This is a genomic window from Candidatus Nanosynbacter featherlites (assembly GCF_005697565.1).
Taxonomy (GTDB): Bacteria; Patescibacteriota; Saccharimonadia; order Saccharimonadales; family Saccharimonadaceae; genus Nanosynbacter; species Nanosynbacter featherlites.
Genome location: NZ_CP040004.1, coordinates 1 through 18377 on the forward strand (window position 1 = coordinate 1; position 18377 = coordinate 18377).

Sequence of the window (18377 nt, forward strand, 5' to 3'; positions counted from 1 at the left end):
ATGAAAGAACAAGCAATCTGGCAGGGAGTGTTGGGTCAATTAGAATTGACCATTCCGTCTTCTTCATTTTCTGCATGGTTTACAAAAACAAAATTAGAACTAGTTTCCGACAAAGAAGCCGTTATCATCGTTCCAAATATTTTCGTAGAGGCTCAGTTGGAGAAAAAATTTCATACCGATATTCAAGCGGCTTTAAAATCAAATGGTTTTGAAGGAGTGGTGCGGTATCGGATTGGTTCTGGTTCACGAAAAAGAACTGTCAACCGGGAGCAACCAGAAGAAGTTACCCGTCCAAAGGAACGTCGCATCATTGCGCCGACGCAAAAAAACAATAGTAATCTCAATCCGCGTTACACTTTTGATAATTTCATCGTCGGATCAAGTAATGACCTGGCTTACGCTGCATGCCAAGCGGTCGCGTCGCACCCTGGTCTTAAATATAATCCACTGTATCTATATGGTGGTTCGGGTCTTGGTAAAACTCACCTCATGCAAGCAGTCGGTAATGAGATTATCAAACAGCAGCCGTCAGCTCGAGTGTTATACACAACAACTGAGGCTTTTGTGAATGAATTCCTTGACTATATCCGTTTCAAGAAAAAGGGGTTTTCTGATAAATATCGCAATGTTGACGTGCTGATCGTTGATGATATGCAGTTTATTGCCGGTAAAGAAAAAACTCAGGATGAATTTTTTCACACGTTTAACGACCTCCACCAAAACAATAAACAAATTATCATCAGCTCCGATAAACCACCCAAAAGCATCCCTACCCTCACCGACCGACTGCGCAGCCGTTTTGAATGGGGCATGGCGATTGATATTCAAATGCCTGACTATGAAACGCGGTGTGCCATTGTCAAAGCAAAAGCTGGCCTCAGTGGCACTGAGTTAGAATCAGGTGTTGTTGAATATTTGGCAGCTAATTTTAAAACTAACATCCGAGAGTTAGAGGGCGCGCTTAACCGTCTGTTGGCCTATGCTGACATGCAAGGCTTCGTGCCAGACGTAGCAGCAGCTGAAAGTGTTCTGGGAGACATGAAACGGGTTCGCCCACAACACATTACCGCTAAGCAGATCATTGATCGTACAGCACGCTATTTTAATCTGGATCCAAAAGATATGTGTTCAGCCAGGCGCGACAAGTTCATCGTCCAGCCACGACAAATCGCCATGTATCTGTTGCGTAGCGAATTGAAAATGAGTTTTCCAAAAATCGCTCAAGAACTTGGTCGTAAAGACCACACCACAGCCATGCACTCTGTCGAAAAAATCACCAAAGAAAGCTTAACCAACCAACTGGTGCGTGAACAAATCAATGACGTCAAGGATAAACTCTATGTGCAAAATTAGTGGAAAACCTGTGCAAGACCTATGGAATTCTGTCCGCAGCCTGCGACTAACCTTGTGGCAAAATTTAGTAGACTCTGCACAGCTGTGGGTTACCACCGCTTTATCCACTGCTATATACCACACCCATCCACACCGCTATCCACAGCTATTTTTGCCTAGCCACCTCTGTTTGAATAATTGTTTTACTCAGTTTCCACAGCACCTATTATTACTAACACCAGATAAAAAATAAGAAAGGTTATATAATAGTAACTATGAAGCTTTCAGTCACACAAGAAAATTTTGCAAAAGCGCTTAGTAATATTGGAAGAGTGGCTTCTGGTCGCGTTGAACTTCCTATTCTGAACAATATTTTGCTTCGTACGGACGGAGGAAGATTATTGATTGCAGCTACCAATTTGGAAATTGCTTCCACCCAGTATATTGGTGCCAAAATACAATCGCCAGGTTCGATCACCATCCCGGCACGACTGATCTCAGAATTTATCTCAACCTTGCCAAGCGGTACTATCGACCTGGAGACCAAAGACGATCATCTGCACATCACTTCTGGTAAATTTAAATCAGTTATCAATGGCGTCATTGCTGATGAATTTCCAGAATTACCAACCATCAATGAAGATACAGCAGTGCGCTACGAAATCGCCACTGATGATCTGAAAAAAGCAGTGTCACAAACCATTTTGGCGGCCAGCTCTGATATGGCTCGGGCAGTGCTGACTGGCGTGTATTGGCATACGTTTGAAAATGAGCTATATCTAGCGGCGACTGATGGCTACCGGTTGGCTGAGCGAAAACTCATGAAAGCGGATGGTGAAGTTGCAGCCATCATCCCGACGTCTGCGCTACAGGAAGTGATTCGTAGTTTAAGTGATGCCACAGAAACCATCGTGATATTGTTTGGTGATGATCAAGTTTGTTTCCAGACACCAGAACTAGAAATTATTAGTCGCTTGATTGACGGAAAATTCCCAGACTATCGCCAGCTGATTCCTCAGCAGTCACAGACGGAAATCATCGTCTCACGCGCCGACCTCAGCCGCATCACCAAAGTTGCTAGCTTGTTTGCTCGAGAGTCAGGCGGCGGCGTTACTATCAATGCTTCAGCTGAAGACAATATCATTTCCATCCACTCCATCGCCTCAGAACTTGGTGAAAACACCTCAGAAGCAACTGCTAAGATTTCTGCTGACGGTCAAATTACGCTCAACTCTCGGTATTTGACTGAAGCTTTGAATGTTACAGACGGAGAGGAAGTATCATTTGCCTTCAGTGGTAAGCTCTCCCCGTGTATCATTCAGTCCACGGCTAAGAAGCGTGACTATATTCACATCATTATGCCGCTAAAAAGTTAGCTTAACGATCACGGAATTTGTAGCACCACGATGGCTGTCCATTGCCACACGGTACAGCGGCTCGACTATCTTTTTCTTTCTTGGTTGGTATGATGTAGTTATTAATCTTCAAGTCGTAGTTATCTGGTGTCGCGCCAAGCCTGGCGAGTCGTTCTAATATTTGACTCAGAAGCGCGTCACCGTTGCGCCCGACCATGGTGATACAGATGCCGATTTTATGCGATTTCTTGATATCCGTGCGATATGGCTGACACGAGAAGACTCGGTAATCTCTGTCTTCAAATGGTAGATGCTGCAATATTGGATTAGCCTCATCGATTTCCTTACCGACCCTGTTTACTTGTCGACTACCTAGTCCATCCAAGACTTTGGCATATTTTTTCTGCTTCAGTTCATTTTTTGCTTTATCACTTTTCGGTGTCAGGGCAAACAACAGTTTTCGTTCTTTTCCCTTCTCCAGGTCAAGTACAATAGTATATGTTTCATAGCCATCAGCACTGAAACTGAAAGTATGTTTACCGCTTTTAACCGTTACGGGTTTATCAGAGGTGATGGTCTGGTTTTTCACTGAATCATAAGACATTTTGACAGTTTCTGGCGCAAAGGTTGCCAGCAGTGTGGTATCGCGGGTGACGGTTTGGAATACATAGTATGAAATGAAAGCAACAAGCAGCGCGCCAATGATCACTGCACCGCCAATAATTTTTTGTTTAGTAATGACTGGCTGCATGATATTTCCTTTCTAGGTTTTGTTTGATTGAATGACGCGAACTAAGATGTTGCCTGCCTGGCTGAGTTGGTAATCAACTGATCCTTGCTTGATGAATATCGGCACCGTATCATCAAGTGAGGCATTAGCGGCGACATACCCTCCGCCGACGTCACCGGTGTAAATCAAGGTATGTCCGTAACCACCATGGCTTGGGTGGAGGAGAATATCACCCGGCTGCAAGTCTGAGGCAGATGGGCGCTCGATGATTTTGAATTTTTCTGGATGAGATTTTACATAAGAATATTGTGCTGTAGTGCCAATCGGTTCATAATCTTTATCTGCACCAGAGGTACGCATCACCGTCGCTATAAATCGACCGCAGTCAGTGTCTGAACTACCGACGACACTCGGGTTATTTTTCTTGACCGCATCAATATATTCAGCTTTAGCCGTGTGGTTATTAGCTCCTTTATCAGTGTTTGGATTCCATGCTAATTGTTTGGCTGTATCGACGATACTTTGTCCGGCGACGCTTGACCCATCACCACTACAACCAGTTGCTGATGCTGAACTAATTTGTGCGCCGCCCGAATCACTACCAGCGCTTGGCGCGATTTTCGATGGATCGCCATCTTGGATTTTACCCTTATAACTGTTGAAAATCTCAGAAGCATACTGGGCACGGTTACCTTCTTCATTTGGGCCATAGCGCTCAAATGTTTCACCAAACTCGACCGCCAAAGCGCTGACACTACTTCCTGATTTATCGGTGTGTTTAAGTAATACCTTTAAACCAGCGTTTTCTGCTCCATTTAACTCTTCCCAGAGATATTCTAATTGTCCTTCAATGGTACTGTAGTTTGGCTTCTTTTCCAGATTCGTGCGGCGTCCACCCAGCCACTGAGCGATGCCGAAGGCACCGATGCTGTTGAGTGCACTTGGATCAATGCGAGACTCCTGTTGGAGGTTACCAGCCACAGCTGCTGCTTGTACCAAAGTTAGGCCCTTACCGGTAAAGAATTTAAGAACCTTTTCTACATTTTCGCCAGAAAGTTCACCAGTTGCGGTGTTTTGGGTTGAGCAGATTTGGCTATTTGGATTGGTAATATTAATGTCGTTTTTAATATAATCTTGGTAAGGGATGCCAGCTGGCTGATTCTTCTTTTCTTCTTTTTTATCTTTTTCTGGTGCTGCTGAAGAATTTGCGGTCAAAAATATGATACAGCCCGCCAAAGCCAACAGTAGACCAACAGTTACTCGTTTCATTGTACTCTCCTTGCGTAATCCCAGTGCCATGGTTCATCTTTATACCAACCAGGATTATTGCGATCCCTTGCCCATGGTGGGTTGACGAAGCCGTATTTTGAAGCATTGGCGGCTAGCCATAGGTAGATTGGTGTATTAAAACTAGAGCCACCAACATTAATATCCAAGGCTAGCCCATGACCGTGTTTTGAAGTTCCTGGAGATGCCTGTGTTATGCCGCTTGAAAAGTAATCCTGTTGAGTCGCTAGAGTTCGGTATGATTCAGTAATGGTCATATGTTGACCACCGTGTTCCTGGGCGTACGCTTCATTCATCGCGTCAAAGGCTTGAGCGGCCTTTGGATGCATATAGTGACCTGGCGCGGTTTTTAGCTCACTCATGGCTGACAGCGGAATCTCACCGTTTTTATGTCCACCCCATGATGCGGGCTCAGCGCCAAAGGTTTGTGCTTCTTCAAGTTCTGGCGGGCCAATGGCATCTCCAACCGGTCCGCTACTTGGCTGTTGCGCTCCAGTGTTAGCTGATGGATCATCAATTTCCTTTGGGTAATATTTACCTTCCTTGTCGTCGGCCATCAGCGCCAGGTTACCAGCCACTGTTAATTCCAGTGCGCATGGGTCAGCTACACTATATGTTGGAACTAAGTCACCTTCGTGAATTCCGTAACTTTCTTCACGTGCTTTGGCTTTGGCTGAACAGACATTGTCGGTGTATTGACTTGGGTCGGCTTTATAGACTGCTTCATCACTAAAGCCATGCCATGTCACGCCAAAGGCCCGTAAGACGGCTGCTTGATCGTATTTAGCAGCGTGAGTATGAGCCGGTGTGACGGCAGACGCCAAAGCAACTGGCGCGCGTGCAAGTAGTCGCGCGGTCGAAAATCCAGACGTTGGCATGACGGCTAGTAATTGTCCAGCTACTGAGCGTTTGAGCGTTGGGTCGAACAATTTTGCCATCAATGGTTGTTCACGGAATTCTTCGTCGCGCTCCTGCTCAATTTGTTTTGCCAGTACACTAACCTGCTGGTTGGTTAATCGCGCTCCACCAATTCCATCCGGCTGTTTGGAGCCTGAATCAGCCCCAGCCTGCCCAGCTTCAGTGCTACTTTGCATGGTTGTTGTGAGTCCACCATGGAGAGCCTCAAAGTTATTATTACCTGGAGCATCAACTCCCACCTCTGGTATACCGAACAGTAGACTTACTGCCCAGCCCATGGCTTTTTCAATCAAACCTTCCGAAAGTTCAACAAGCTGCTTCAATCCTGGTAGTTCCTGTAGATAACTAAAGAACCAACTGAATACCTTGCCGACTGTGTCGCCAACAAAGTCGATGATTGCACCAAAGGTGCTGTTCCAGGCTTCGGCAATTCCTGCTAGCACTCGCCAAACAGGATATTTCGTAAAGGTAGTGTAGTCTTTGACGATTTTTTTCTCTGGACAGACAAGTTCACCAGGATCCAAAGCAACAACCTTTTGTTCACCACCAACGTCACATTTGGTGCGAATACCACCGTCCTCAGCATATGCCGTTGGATATAGTAGTGAGGCTGCGGTGTTATTACCGCCAAACGTCGCTTGGAATATTGGTGCTGATTCAGCGCCGTCAAACAGTGAGGTTGCTAATTCAACGTGCTGAATATTGTCGATTGTTCCGGCACGAATTTGGTCTCGGGTTAAGACTGGGCTGGCTTCCTCGTCATAGGTAAAAGCGGTGTATAATTGCTTCTTCTGGTCCGCTCCAACGATCTCAATAATTTTTTCATTAACCGCTCCCACGATTTTTGCAACAAGGTCAATTGCTCCAATGATGGCATTGGCAGCCGCTATTTTCTTAAATAATTGTTTGCTGATAATTTTACCTAGTGGTGTGTCCGGTGCTGCTTTGGACAGAGAGTCGATATTGTTAATGGCTTCTTTTTGACCTTTAATTTTCTTCACTTTTTCATCAGCTTTTGTCTTATTATCGCCAGTGGCCTTTTCAGCCTCTTTCTCCGCCTCGCTGATCTTTGAATCAAGATCATTATTTAGTTTATCTAACGTATCTTGACATTTTTTAGCGTCAGTACCATCTAAACATCCCAAATATGCTGCAAAGCGAGGTGACATTTTGGCAGTGATGCGGGTATTCATGTTCAGTTTAATTTTAGCCTTAAAATCAGCATATTTCTGACCAGCTTTTTCCGGTATGATATTAAACTTTTTCACCCCATATTTTCGGTACAAAACACGTTTGGATAGATAGCGCATGAAGTAATTACGGCCATGAACTTTACGTGTCATCTTTTTGATGTGACGACGCATATCTTTGTGAGATAGTTCTTTCTCTACCCCCTTTAAAACAGAGTCCATATCTTTTGACTCAAGATGCATAGAAAATGATGTTGCCTTACCACCCAAGGTATTTCGCCCGCTGGCATTAAACACAACTTTAACCTTTCTTCCTTCTTGTTCAAACTTAGCGTCAAGCTGTTCCTCAAACCAGGTACTGTACTTTGTGGCTCCTAAGTGACACAACACACCACCGCCAGCACAAAATACGATGTTTGCGTCACCCGGATATGCGGTTTGCATCATTTTCATGGCAACCCAGCGTGTGGTGATATATTCTAGCCGTTGGTTAATGGCGTGTTGTGGCACAGAGCTGAGCTGGTCGGTGATGGTGGAGACCATGGCATCAAGCTTATATGGCAAAATTGTGAAAAATAACATCATTAAGCCAAATAATCCTCCACCAATGCCGGCTGTGGCACCCCATTTTTTGCGAGTCATATTCGCCAAGAGGTTGCCGCGCTTTTTACCGCCAGCCTTACCCAAAGGAGACCGAGAATATAGCTGCTCTTGATTGTTAACACTGTCCGCGGCGTTTAGTCCATCATCTTTCTTGTCGTCGTCATAGAAATTATCCTTGGCGGCATTGTTTTCCATGGAATTAAGATATTTGGACGTTTGTTCAGAAGCCGGATTGAGCCGTTCATCAATATCTGGATCGGTCGTATAGTCAATCCGTGGCATAATTATACTGCTCCATAACCACCAATTGGTGTTTCAGACGGAAGTTGCTTCGTCGGTGAGGTATTGATCAGATCGTACTCGGTGTCACTGGCTTGAATTTGGATGTGTACGTGGTTTTGTCCAGCAAAGAACAAACCCTGTCCAACCGGGAAATTCGCCAGGCGTTTCTGTTCTTCCTCGGTCAACTTGAACACACTGGAAAGTACATCAACGGCACTTGATGACTGTTTGAGAAGCAGCTGCATGGATGAGTTGGCGACGATGGCGCGACCCATTTTACTACCCACAAAGTCTTCGACGTCCTGGGTGATTGTGGTGAGGCCTAGTTGATATTTTCGGGCTCGCTTAGCTAGGCTAAACAAGAAGCTGGCTGAATCTTCATATTTCATCAATTGCCACGCCTCGTCAACGATCAACATACGCTTTTTCTGGTCGGTTCGAGTGATATTCCAGATGTGATTCAATACAATATACATAGCCGTTGGGCGTAGTTCGTCTTCTAGGTCTCGGATATTAAAAACTACCATGGCGTTATTGATGTCAATGTTGCTCTGCTGGCTGAAAATACCAGCAAATGTACCAGAGGTAAACTTACGCAGACGCTGTGCTAGTTGTGGGCCAGTACCGCCCATGTGTAGCAGCGTGTCGTACAAATCGTGAATGGTTGGTGGTGTTGAATTGTGCGTTAGTGGGTCTGACGTGATGCCGACACGAGCGTAGGTATCAATCAAAGCCTGATCAATATCCGCCTCCTCTGCCGCGGTGAGTCCAATTGAGCCAGCTACTGAACCGCCCAACATCTGACGCAACAAACCGTGCAGTGTAACCAAGTTAGCACGCAAAGCATCGTCCGCCTCCTCAGTATCAATCACCCGTGGTAAATCAAACGGATTAATACGCGTGTCACTGTTCAAACTCAAGCGTATGTGACTACCACCAACCGCATCACACAACTTTTGGTATTCATTTTCTGGGTCGATGATGACAATGTCAGCGCCAGTCATCATACTGCGCAGTGCTTCCAGTTTCACTGTAAACGACTTACCAGCACCAGACTTGGCAAACACCACCATGTTGGCGTTTTCTAGAGAAAATCGGTCAAAGATCACCAAACCATTGTTGTGCATATTGATGCCATACAATACACCCTTGCCGTCAGTTAAGTCAGCAGATGTGAATGGGAAGCTGGTGGAGATGGCACCAGTGTTCATGTTGCGGCGAATCTGTAGTTGGTCCATCAACTGAGGAACGGTACTGTTCAGTCCTTGCTCTTGCTGATTTGATGCTACCTTACTAAATATGAGCTGCTGACCAAAGATTGTTTCAATTTTATGTTGAATAAAATTCAGCTCATCAAGACTGTCGGCATAAATCGTCACATATAACCCATAACGGAAGAATTTCTCTGAACCAATCTGTAGCTGGTTACGCAGTTCTTCGGCATCCTGTAAGGCAGCTTCCATGGCCGGGTCACGCACACGCCCCTTTTCTGCGTTGATATTCATACTTGCTTCCAGCTGAGTCACTTTTTTACGCAAATTGTTAAGCACCACCTGAGTGTCGACTGGGTAGATGAACATGCTGATATCCAGCACTTCGTCGATGTTAATCACCGAGCTCAACCAACCAGTGTAAATTTCACGAGGATAGCCATAGACGTAGATAGTGCGACCATATTTGGCACCCAGTCGGAAATAGCTTGCTTGAATTTCCACACTGCTTGGTGCAATAAAGTCGCGCAAGGTTCTCACACCGGTCAAGAAAGCTTGCTCAACTTCAGCTTGTTCACGAGCACGCTGTTGAGCGGCAATGTCGATGGCGTCTAATTTTTTCTTAGCCATTATAGGTCTCCTCCATATGGTGATTCACCATTTCCCTTGCGGATATAGGTGGTTGTCAAATCATTAGGGTTACGCACCAATGGCTGGCGTGCTGCAGTATCAGGATTGTACGAGATATAGAACAATTCTCCAAGCTGCCTGGTGTTAAGTTGTAAACTCTTCACACCCATGGCAAATAAACCGTTCATCACCGTATCGATGCGGTTTTTGATTTCATCTTTTGCCTTCTCGTACATTGGCTGATCAATCCTGGTGATCAACGTTTCTTTCTTGCCGCTAAAGAAGCTGTCAAACAGACCCCTTGCCTGTTGTTTCATGGCATTAACATCACCACCAGGAAAATACGGCACCACAATAAAGAAGCGTTTATCCATGATGTTTGCCTCTTGTGACAAAACGTCGATGAAGTTCATGTAGTCATCCATCAATACATTTAGTAACATATTGTCCTGAGAGCGGCGAATGTGTGACAATCGATCCAGATATGGGCCAATGTCAACGCGCTGCGACCGCACTAGGATCTGAATTGGGAAATAGAGTGAGTTAAGCAGGTTCTGATAGCTAAATTCAATAGCTTCTCGCTCGCGGGTGCTCATCAGGTCAAAGTTGATGGACTGACATTCTATCACTGCTCGAAAACTACCATCGCTCATGATGATCATATTTTCGCGCATCTCTGAAAATAGCAACGTATTTTGTGTGCTAATGGCGCTCTTTTTATCTTTAGGCGCTGGTTGGGCCTGCGGATTTGGAGCTGGTTGACCAGGCTGAGTCATACCGGGCTGCATTGGTAGCATCGGCTGACCAGGTTGTGGTTGCTGTGGTTGTGGCGGTAAAGCTTGGCTGGGCTGCCCAGAAACAACCGGCGGTGTCGTCGGGTTGGGTGGTAATTGGTATGGTTGTTGATTATCTGGTTGCATTTCCCACCTACCGTAGTGAAATCACCACTTCCTCCTCAGCTGTTTCCTCTGAGCGTTTATGTATCCGATCTGCTTCTTTTTGTAGGGTCGCGATGGAAAGATCAGAATGATTATTTGCAAGGTCTATTATACCAGGGTCAATAGGTCGTTGTATAGGTTGATTTTGGTCGGCCGGCGGGGTGGTGGCAGGTCGCTCCCCTGCTGGAGATAAGACACCCTGGCGCATGTGAGGATATGGATTGACGGTTAATTTTGGCATGTCTTCCTCTTGTGCAGCCATGAAGACTGCTGGCTGAGCTGGTGACTGTGCTGCTGGTGTTTGAGGTTTTTGCATGCGCTGCATCAACTCTTCTCGTCGCTGATGGTCGGTCTCAGCGATCATATCAGCAATTTGTCGCGAAGTAGTATTACCTCGGTCTAAAATATCTTCCTCTGCTTGGACAGCCGTATTATAAAAATCAGCCTGCAATGAACTGGCGGTGTCCAAGTTACCCGTCGCTTCCGGGTTACCAACACCACGAACCGACCAACCATGTGTGTCAACGATATTTGCTAGATATGACAATCGTCGCTGGATTTCTCGTTGATCATAATTTTTACTCAGATTTTCTTCCTTAGTTTTTGGTGCCACCACTTCTATCAGCGTTTCCACTCCGTCTGGTTCCCAGAGGCGAACACGCGGTTTTAAGAAGAACGATATCACCGCTGCGATATATATTTCCATCGGCTGTTCCTTACGTAGCGGTAAAGCCAATACGGTAAAGAACACGCCAAACGGCAAAGGAATGATTGCCAGTGGCAACAAAGCAACTCCCAGCGCCCACGCTATACCAAAAAAGCCCACCGCAATAATGAGAAACACAAATTGCTTAAAACTGAACGGCCCAAGCAGCTTATCTTCTGCTTCCACATCCTGGGGCACTCTATACACAGCCATATGATACTAGTATAGCAAAGATAGTTTAACTAGTTAAATCTTCGGGCTTAATCCCCAGAGAAAGAGAGATTTCTCGAATTGTACCACCGGTCTTACCAATTCGACTACTAAATCGAGGATCAGTTTGTGCTAAAACAAGGTTCTTGCGCAGCGTGTCCAGTCCAGTTTCATTGATTTGTGAGACAAAGCTTTGGTCGCTCAAGGCTTCCTTGAGCGGTTTCAAGTAAGCCAGGTCTGAACCAACAATTGCTTCGGTCGATAAGCCACCAATATTCAGGTTATCAAGCATAAGCTTCCTCATGTAGTCTGGACCGTTCATGTCAACCTTATTTGCCTTAATGGCCGCGGCAGCTGCACCACCCAACCAAGCTGGCTTAGCAGAGTTGGATAGCAACGCGTCACCATATTCTTGCGCGAAGTCGTCATTAAGTGCGCCAAAGTCGGTTTTTTGCAGTAAGCTTTGAATAGCCACAGCGTCCTTACCGCCCAGCACATGGTGAATTGCCGCATAGCGGATATCATCAGTAACCGTCAAGCCGCGTCGACTAACACCATTGGCCAATTCCACCATATCATCATTGCTGACGTTCATGGCATTGAGAATAGTCATAGCGTTCTCAATCGATTCCTTATTAGCCTTAGTGATGGTGCTACGTGCCGTTGACCACACACGCTGTGAACCACGGTCATTGCCGAAGTACATGTTTTCCACCGAACCCGCTTGGGCCCGCAAATCCTCTTGATTTGCTAGGTCGTTTGCCAAAATGTAATCATTAACACGCTGGATACTGTTCTTTCGCAGCCCTTGAATTGCAATACTGCGCGCTTCTCGTTGAGCTTCTTCCTGTAATGTCTCATAGCGGCGAGCACCTCTCTTCTTTAGGTTGGCTGGTGTTGGTGTTCCCTCGACCTTCATTTCCTCATAAGCATTTGCGGTTGTAACATCGGCCAGTGACAATTGGTCAGCGGCAGCCCGTGACTCAATGTCAGCAATTTGATTGGCGCGGGAAAGTTTGTATGCTGCATCAGCACGCTTTTGGTAGGCTTCTGAACGGGTTTTGAACTTACGTGAGCGGTAATTAGCCCAGCGCCCCATTTTACGGAGGCCACTGATTTTCTTCAATTCATCATCTGATTTACCTAATGAATTCTTGTGTGCTGCCAATTGGCTACGGTCACGAGACCAGTTTTTGGTGCGGTCAATGACGCCGCGGTTCTTGTTGTTGACGATACCAGCCACTCGACCCAGTACGCCGCCGCTCAACTTGAACACCAGAGGTGCGATAGCCAGAGCTGAGACTTGAACTGCCAGCCCCAAGATCACCATAATCCATGAGTTGGCGTTTTGTAAAATGATCATTCCTGCCAACTGTGCACCACCAAAGACCACTGAAAATGCTGGGAAGAATATCACCAGGGTGAACATTAAGTTTCGCCATTTTTCAAAGAATTTCTCGGTGCCTGGTAACAGATAGCACACGAAAGCCAGCGGTGATATGACCGTCAGAATGATCAGTAATGCTTGTCGTGCCGCCAGGATGATAAAGACGACTGTCAAAGTTAGTAAGATACTGGCAATGATGGGCAGCAACCAATAAGCGGCTGAAGCTAACGACCCACCAGTTACCGCTAGTGCGCCATATACTCCCGCTGTTGCTGCGCCACCAGACAGAACCATGGCTACCAAGTCGCTCCAAGTTGGCAAAGGAGCACCGTTAAATGCACCGTTTGCTGATACTTGAGAACGGATTTCGTTGAACATATCTTGTAAGGCAACACCGAAGATGTTTGATAAATCAATCATCAAGGCACAAATAATGAAAGACAGGTTGACTAAGATTGCGGCAATAACCACTCGTGGAACTAGTTTTTTAATACCATAATTACTGATGCCAACTGAGGTGAGCTGTGAATAAATAACGATCAAAAAAGCAATGATGAACGCTGCATTGGCAATGTTTCGCATGATGTCCCAGGCGACCTTTACTCCAGAGCTATTGTTGGAGCTGTCTATCGCCGGTGTAGTCATCAGGTCGGAAATCCATGTATAAACTTCATCAATTCCTGAGGCGATTCCGTTAGAGATTGGGCAAATAAACCAACCGGTTCCCCCTCTCACATCACACTCTGCCTCGCTGGGGTTGCTATCCTGTTTAACTTCAATGTCCTCTGGCTCGCCTGCCGGTGTTGGTGTGCTACCGTTCAGGGCGTATTTGACATATTTAGCGGTAGTAGCGGTTCGTGGATTGCCGTTTCCAGCGAAAAAGACCACTGTTGATTGATTGCCTTCGGTAGCCTCATAGACCCAGTCTTTACTGTCGCGACCAAGCAGTTTTTTACGAGCTGTGTCGTTAACTGGTTTGAGGGTTTTGCCATCAACGACCAGTGAGTCGCTTTTCCACTGAGCCTCAGCGGCATAAACTGAGGTAGAGTTGATGAGTATACCACTAAAAAACCCGACAAAAATACCAATAGTCAGTATGGCAAACCACTGCGACCGACGTATTTGCGGACGCACTCGCATTTTCAACCACTCCATTACTGTAAATGGTAGCATTTTTTAGCGTAAAAGTCAACTATATGAATCTATCGGCCAAACGCAGTAGGCGGTCGGTTGCGTCGGTGCTGTGACCGTCCAGTGCCACTGGTGCCACCCTGGTCAATATAGCTCGGTGGAATACTGGTAGCACTCGTCGGATCAGAGGATCTGTCTACCTGCACAGTAACGTTAACCTGTGGAGCTGGAGCTTGTGTTTGACCACCTGAAGACAATGAATCTGGCTTTGGAGCTTCTACTCCTCGTGCCTGCTCTTTGATGGCGTATTGACGATCAGGGGCCATGCTTGGCGCTTGAGAAGGTGTTGACTGTGCCACGCCCTGTGGAGCTTGATTTTGCTGCAATGGTGGTACGGATGGCGAACTAGCCATATTAGACTTTATTGTGTCAATTGCTGCCTTAAGATTAGTTTGACCCTTTTCTCCTTTTTGGCCCAAGGCTTCAAATACTGGTGCGGTTTTACCATTAGCTTGACCCATGTATCGTGAGCTGTCAGACACTTCGGCAGCCCTACTGTTCGCCAGACCTCCCTTATCGTAAGCATTGACAAGTGCCTCTGCACTCTGCGTAGATAAATTATCTACAGAAAGGTTCTCAAATGCTTTACTTGTCATTTGGGCTAGCTCATCTCGACTGACGCCGTAAGCTTGCTGTCCTTTACCTATTGCATCAAAGCCGGCCACTCCGGCAGCGGCCACTCCGGCATCATATTTCTTGACATTAGTGAGGGCATCCCCCATCTCGATACTGGTAATTTTACCACCCTCTTCCAGATATTTACGCAACTGTCCTGTTCCCCAAGCACCTTGTTGAGACAGTTTTTCCGCCGCCGCCGCCTGAACGTATTTGTCATCTGATCGTAAAGCCTCAACTGCGTTACTATTATATTCAAACCGCAATTTTTTGGCTGCAGCTTCTTGAGATAGTTTATGAATATATTCCTGACCACCGGTAGTAGCTGCTGCAAACCCCAGGCGCTTATCTAGTTCACCTCCAGAAGCCTCAGCCAACCCTGCTCGGTAACGCTGTTGCTCGCTCTGTTCTGCCAGCGATGCTCGAGTTTCTCGGTCAAGTGAGCGTTGACGTAATTTTCTTAGACCTCCTTGCAAGCGTCCCCTTACTGGGTTTTTACTAAAATCTCTAGCCATAAATTCACTGCGCTTCATACTTGCTCTACGTTTGGCGAATTTATTTCCTGCATTAAGTGCAGGTGCCGACGCTTTGTTCAACAGTCCACTGGCTCGCCCCATTAGGTTGCCAATGATAGCGTTGGATTTTAGTGCCATACCAAGGATGACGAAAGTACCAACAAACAAGAGGGCTAAGGCCATTAGTTGTTGTATCACTTCGGTATTTTTGTTCATAAGGGCGCTAAAAGCTAATAATTTTAATCCACCATAATACACAGCCGCCAAAGGATAGAGGAACACCATACCAGTGAAGACCTTCTTCCATTTGTCAAAGACGCTTTGAGTATTTGGCAAAATCCAGGCTGCAAAAGCTAGTGGCGCCAAGATGGCGAGGACCGGTATCACTGCTGATCGAAATACCAATGCCAATAATCCTGAGACGATACCGATTACACCTGGAACGATCGCCATCAGTACGAACATAAACAGGGTTCCAATCCCGAAAACCGAGGCCGCAATTGCTCCACCGACTATTGTCGCTCCAGCCGCTGTGCCACCGCTTGCTAAAATTGCCGTCAATAAGGCACCCCAACCAACATCTTTGTAACTCATAGTTTGTATCGGAGCTGTAATGATTCCTAACAGAGTACTACCAAGGATATTTGCGGCATCAACGATGACTTGGATGACAAAGTAGGATATATTCACTGCAACTGCAGCGATGATGAAACGAGGCAACATCTTCTTGATGCCGTAGTTAGAGATACCCACATTCGACACTTGTGAGATAATGATCAAGATAAATACCAGTGCTAACAGGACATTAGCAAGGTCTCGCATAGTTTTCCAGGCATCATATGTATTTCCTATTGCCTGTAAAGGACTTGTTACTAAATATTCCTCCAACATTCCCCAGACTGAGTCAGCAAAATCAGCCAGCTTGTCAATGACTGGACAGATAAACCACCCGATACCCGTTAGCTCACTAGTACACGTTTTTTCTTCTTTTTCCTCCCCAGCTCCTTCTGTTGACTGGGCTGTAGCGTCAGCACTCTTTTCTGGTGAATCCTCCACAGAAAGTTCTTTTTGTTCGTCTTTATGTTCAGACGCATATTTTGCGAACTTATCAAACGCGGATTTATTGTTTTGTAGCCAAGAACCAATATCACTACAGCTTACTTCAACTAGTGTACCCTCGGAATTATTGGTTGCTGCCAACCATACCTTTTCGTTGCCCTTAGAGGTTTTATATATCATGTCGGCGGTTTTGCCACTTGTACTGGTAAATGGAATTTTATAGTAATAATACCCCGAGCTATCTGGATTTTCTTTGGGAATTTCCTTGAGAGATTTATCACCGCTAGCAGAACAACCGCTAGCAGAACTAGTAAATGTCTTTGAATACATATACCATTGTTCGGCGCTGCCTGAAGCTATAGAAGGTAGACTGCCGGTGGCATTTTTAATCCCGTCTTTGAAACGTTCCTTAATGGCCGCACCACCCTTTTTTGGTGCACAACCACCCGGAGGATTTTCGTCAGGAGATAAATTACTACTAGAATAGTAAACAGTGTATGAAGTAAAATAATTTGGTTTTGATACACTCCGTAAGTCGTTAACATTTTGTGTAAAACGACCCCAGGAATTCCATTCATACTTTTTACATCTTTCCCAATTTCGAAATACCCAGCCAGCTTTGGTTTGATCAATAAAAAATTTACCACCCATATGCCGGTAGAAGTCAGCATATTTAGAAGAGCCTTCCCAAATGTCAATCCCCGCTTTTAGGAGACTAGCACAACTGAGATCTCCACCGATTTGTTTTGTGATGGGGTCGACGCCTGAGTAGGATTTAATACCGCCTTTGGTATTTTTTCCCACAAAGGTATTTGCACGCTCTTCATTATCACCATTAGAGGGCGCCCAGTTGGAGTCGGTGCTTGTCGTGTTTCTATACCGCATCCCCTCGAAATCGGTCATACATGTCCAATCGTTGGTGCCACGAGTCATCAAATTAGCGTAAAGTAATGTTGACTCAACTTTTTGTTTCAGCTTCAAGTTTTTCGCAGCCTCTGCCTGCGGAGCAAGCAGCACTGCTGATATGAGTGCCACCACTAGCGTAGAGAGTACTATCAACCCTCGCTTTTTACCCATTGTTTTGATGCCCTTTCAGAAAAAACATATACACTACAAATTGTAGTGTATATGTCCCAAAAGCGCAAATGCTTAGAAAGTCGGCTTATGCTTTACCTTCTTCACGCAATTTTGAATACGGAGCATTTTCTTTACGACTAAACTCTAGCTCGCTAATAACAACAGTACCAGGGCCGGTTTTCTTAAATGAAACATTACCCTGCATACCGCCAACTCCAGCCGTTAGTACCCATTCCACAGGCATCGTACCAACGCTATTGTTAGCAAGGAAATCAGTAATTTTCTCAGAATGTTGGGCGCCATTATCTGGTCGGAATGAGAAAGTCATAGAAACAGTATCACCATCGTATTTTGGCTCACCATGTTCCATTCCCGCAATAGTGACAGGCCCCAATATCATCTCTGGGTCTATTGGGTTCGTATAGGCCGTCCTGTGAAGACCATTCTCATCATTTTCAAGGTGAGTGCTGTAATCGATCCGTAATGCTTCTTGTGCATCTATAAGATTTTCCAAGAGACTCTTGAAACCATTCCCGTACTTAATTGGTTGTGATTTTCCACGTGCGTCATTGCCTGGAGTTTCAAAAACTCCTTTTATGCGATTGAGGATATATGGGGTTAGTGTTGATCCGAAAGTAGGAGGTGTGCTGTTTGCAGAACGATCTTTCTGTGCCAAATAACTGAACCTTTTTTCGTCATATACCCTACTATATTCAGATGACGGTGGATTTTCCTGATCTTTTTTATCAGCAACTACGTTAACTGTTGTTTCAATTATAGTACTCAGGTGTCGCATTAATTCGTCGGGGCTTTCGAAAGCACTAACGGGAATGGTTAATTTCTTAGCCTCTTCTTCAGGGAATCTTGTGTCTACATACGATTCGCAAAGCTCTACCTCTGTTGAAGGGTCTAAGTCTAATTTAGGCATCCCTTCAGGAGTTGGAGACACTTCTGGTGAAGGAGTATTATTGCCGCTTTCTACATGTTTAGACAGTTGTCCTGATGTTGGCTCTGTAGGGTTTTCCTTGTTACCGCAGGCTGCTACAGCCATTGTTCCAGCACCGACCACACAAAGCTCAATGAACCTTCGGCGGTTTAATTTGTCTTTTTGTGAATCGCTTGGGTTACGCTCGTTCATAAC

11 protein-coding genes are annotated in these 18377 nt (G+C 45.6%); 2 read left to right on the top strand and 9 right to left on the bottom strand.

What is annotated here, in order from left to right; translation table 11 throughout:
- Together dnaA and dnaN are read left to right on the top strand one after the other, a co-directional pair.
- Positions 1 to 1353: a chromosomal replication initiator protein DnaA gene (dnaA, locus tag FBF37_RS00005; protein ID WP_138078272.1), complete on the top strand. Its 1353-nt coding sequence runs from the start codon at positions 1 to 3 to the stop codon at positions 1351 to 1353.
- Positions 1354 to 1607: 254 nt separating this feature from the next.
- Positions 1608 to 2708 (top strand): DNA polymerase III subunit beta, encoded by a 1101-nt coding sequence (gene dnaN, locus FBF37_RS00010; protein WP_138078274.1) that lies wholly within the window; start codon positions 1608 to 1610, stop codon positions 2706 to 2708.
- A 1-nt stretch (position 2709) separates the two neighbouring features.
- On the opposite strand, the gene FBF37_RS00015 is transcribed toward dnaN, so the two are convergent.
- The 9 genes from FBF37_RS00015 to FBF37_RS00055 all read right to left on the bottom strand — a co-directional run bounded on the left by FBF37_RS00015 (position 2710) and on the right by FBF37_RS00055 (position 18374).
- Positions 2710 to 3438, bottom strand: coding sequence for a peptidase associated/transthyretin-like domain-containing protein (locus FBF37_RS00015; RefSeq protein WP_138078276.1), 729 nt, complete (start codon positions 3436 to 3438; stop codon positions 2710 to 2712).
- Between the two features lie 12 nt (positions 3439 to 3450).
- On the bottom strand, positions 3451 to 4686 hold the full coding sequence (locus tag FBF37_RS00020) for a phage tail tip lysozyme (RefSeq protein ID WP_138078278.1): 1236 nt from the start codon (positions 4684 to 4686) through the stop codon (positions 3451 to 3453).
- The gene (locus FBF37_RS00025) at positions 4683 to 7697 is read right to left on the bottom strand and encodes a M15 family metallopeptidase (protein WP_138078280.1); all 3015 of its coding nucleotides are present in this window, start codon (positions 7695 to 7697) and stop codon (positions 4683 to 4685) included. Before FBF37_RS00025 ends, FBF37_RS00020 begins: the two co-directional genes overlap by 4 nt.
- A gap of 2 nt (positions 7698 to 7699) precedes the next feature.
- Positions 7700 to 9538, bottom strand: coding sequence for a VirB4-like conjugal transfer ATPase, CD1110 family (locus tag FBF37_RS00030; RefSeq protein ID WP_138078282.1), 1839 nt, complete (start codon positions 9536 to 9538; stop codon positions 7700 to 7702).
- Positions 9538 to 10458: a conjugal transfer protein TraC gene (locus tag FBF37_RS04115; protein ID WP_236861246.1), complete on the bottom strand. Its 921-nt coding sequence runs from the start codon at positions 10456 to 10458 to the stop codon at positions 9538 to 9540. Before FBF37_RS04115 ends, FBF37_RS00030 begins: the two co-directional genes overlap by 1 nt.
- Positions 10459 to 10465: 7 nt before the next feature.
- Positions 10466 to 11395 (bottom strand): PrgI family protein, encoded by a 930-nt coding sequence (locus FBF37_RS00040; RefSeq protein ID WP_138078284.1) that lies wholly within the window; start codon positions 11393 to 11395, stop codon positions 10466 to 10468.
- A gap of 25 nt (positions 11396 to 11420) precedes the next feature.
- Complete coding sequence (locus FBF37_RS00045; RefSeq protein ID WP_138078286.1) at positions 11421 to 13934, bottom strand: TrbL/VirB6 family protein; 2514 nt, start codon at positions 13932 to 13934, stop codon at positions 11421 to 11423.
- Positions 13935 to 13981: 47 nt separating this feature from the next.
- Positions 13982 to 17236 carry a TrbL/VirB6 family protein gene (locus FBF37_RS00050; protein WP_138078288.1) on the bottom strand — a complete coding sequence of 1085 codons (3255 nt, stop codon included), beginning with the start codon at positions 17234 to 17236 and terminating at the stop codon, positions 13982 to 13984.
- A gap of 85 nt (positions 17237 to 17321) precedes the next feature.
- Positions 17322 to 18374 carry a hypothetical protein gene (locus tag FBF37_RS00055; protein ID WP_138078290.1) on the bottom strand — a complete coding sequence of 351 codons (1053 nt, stop codon included), beginning with the start codon at positions 18372 to 18374 and terminating at the stop codon, positions 17322 to 17324.
- Between the last annotated feature and the right edge of the window lie 3 nt (positions 18375 to 18377).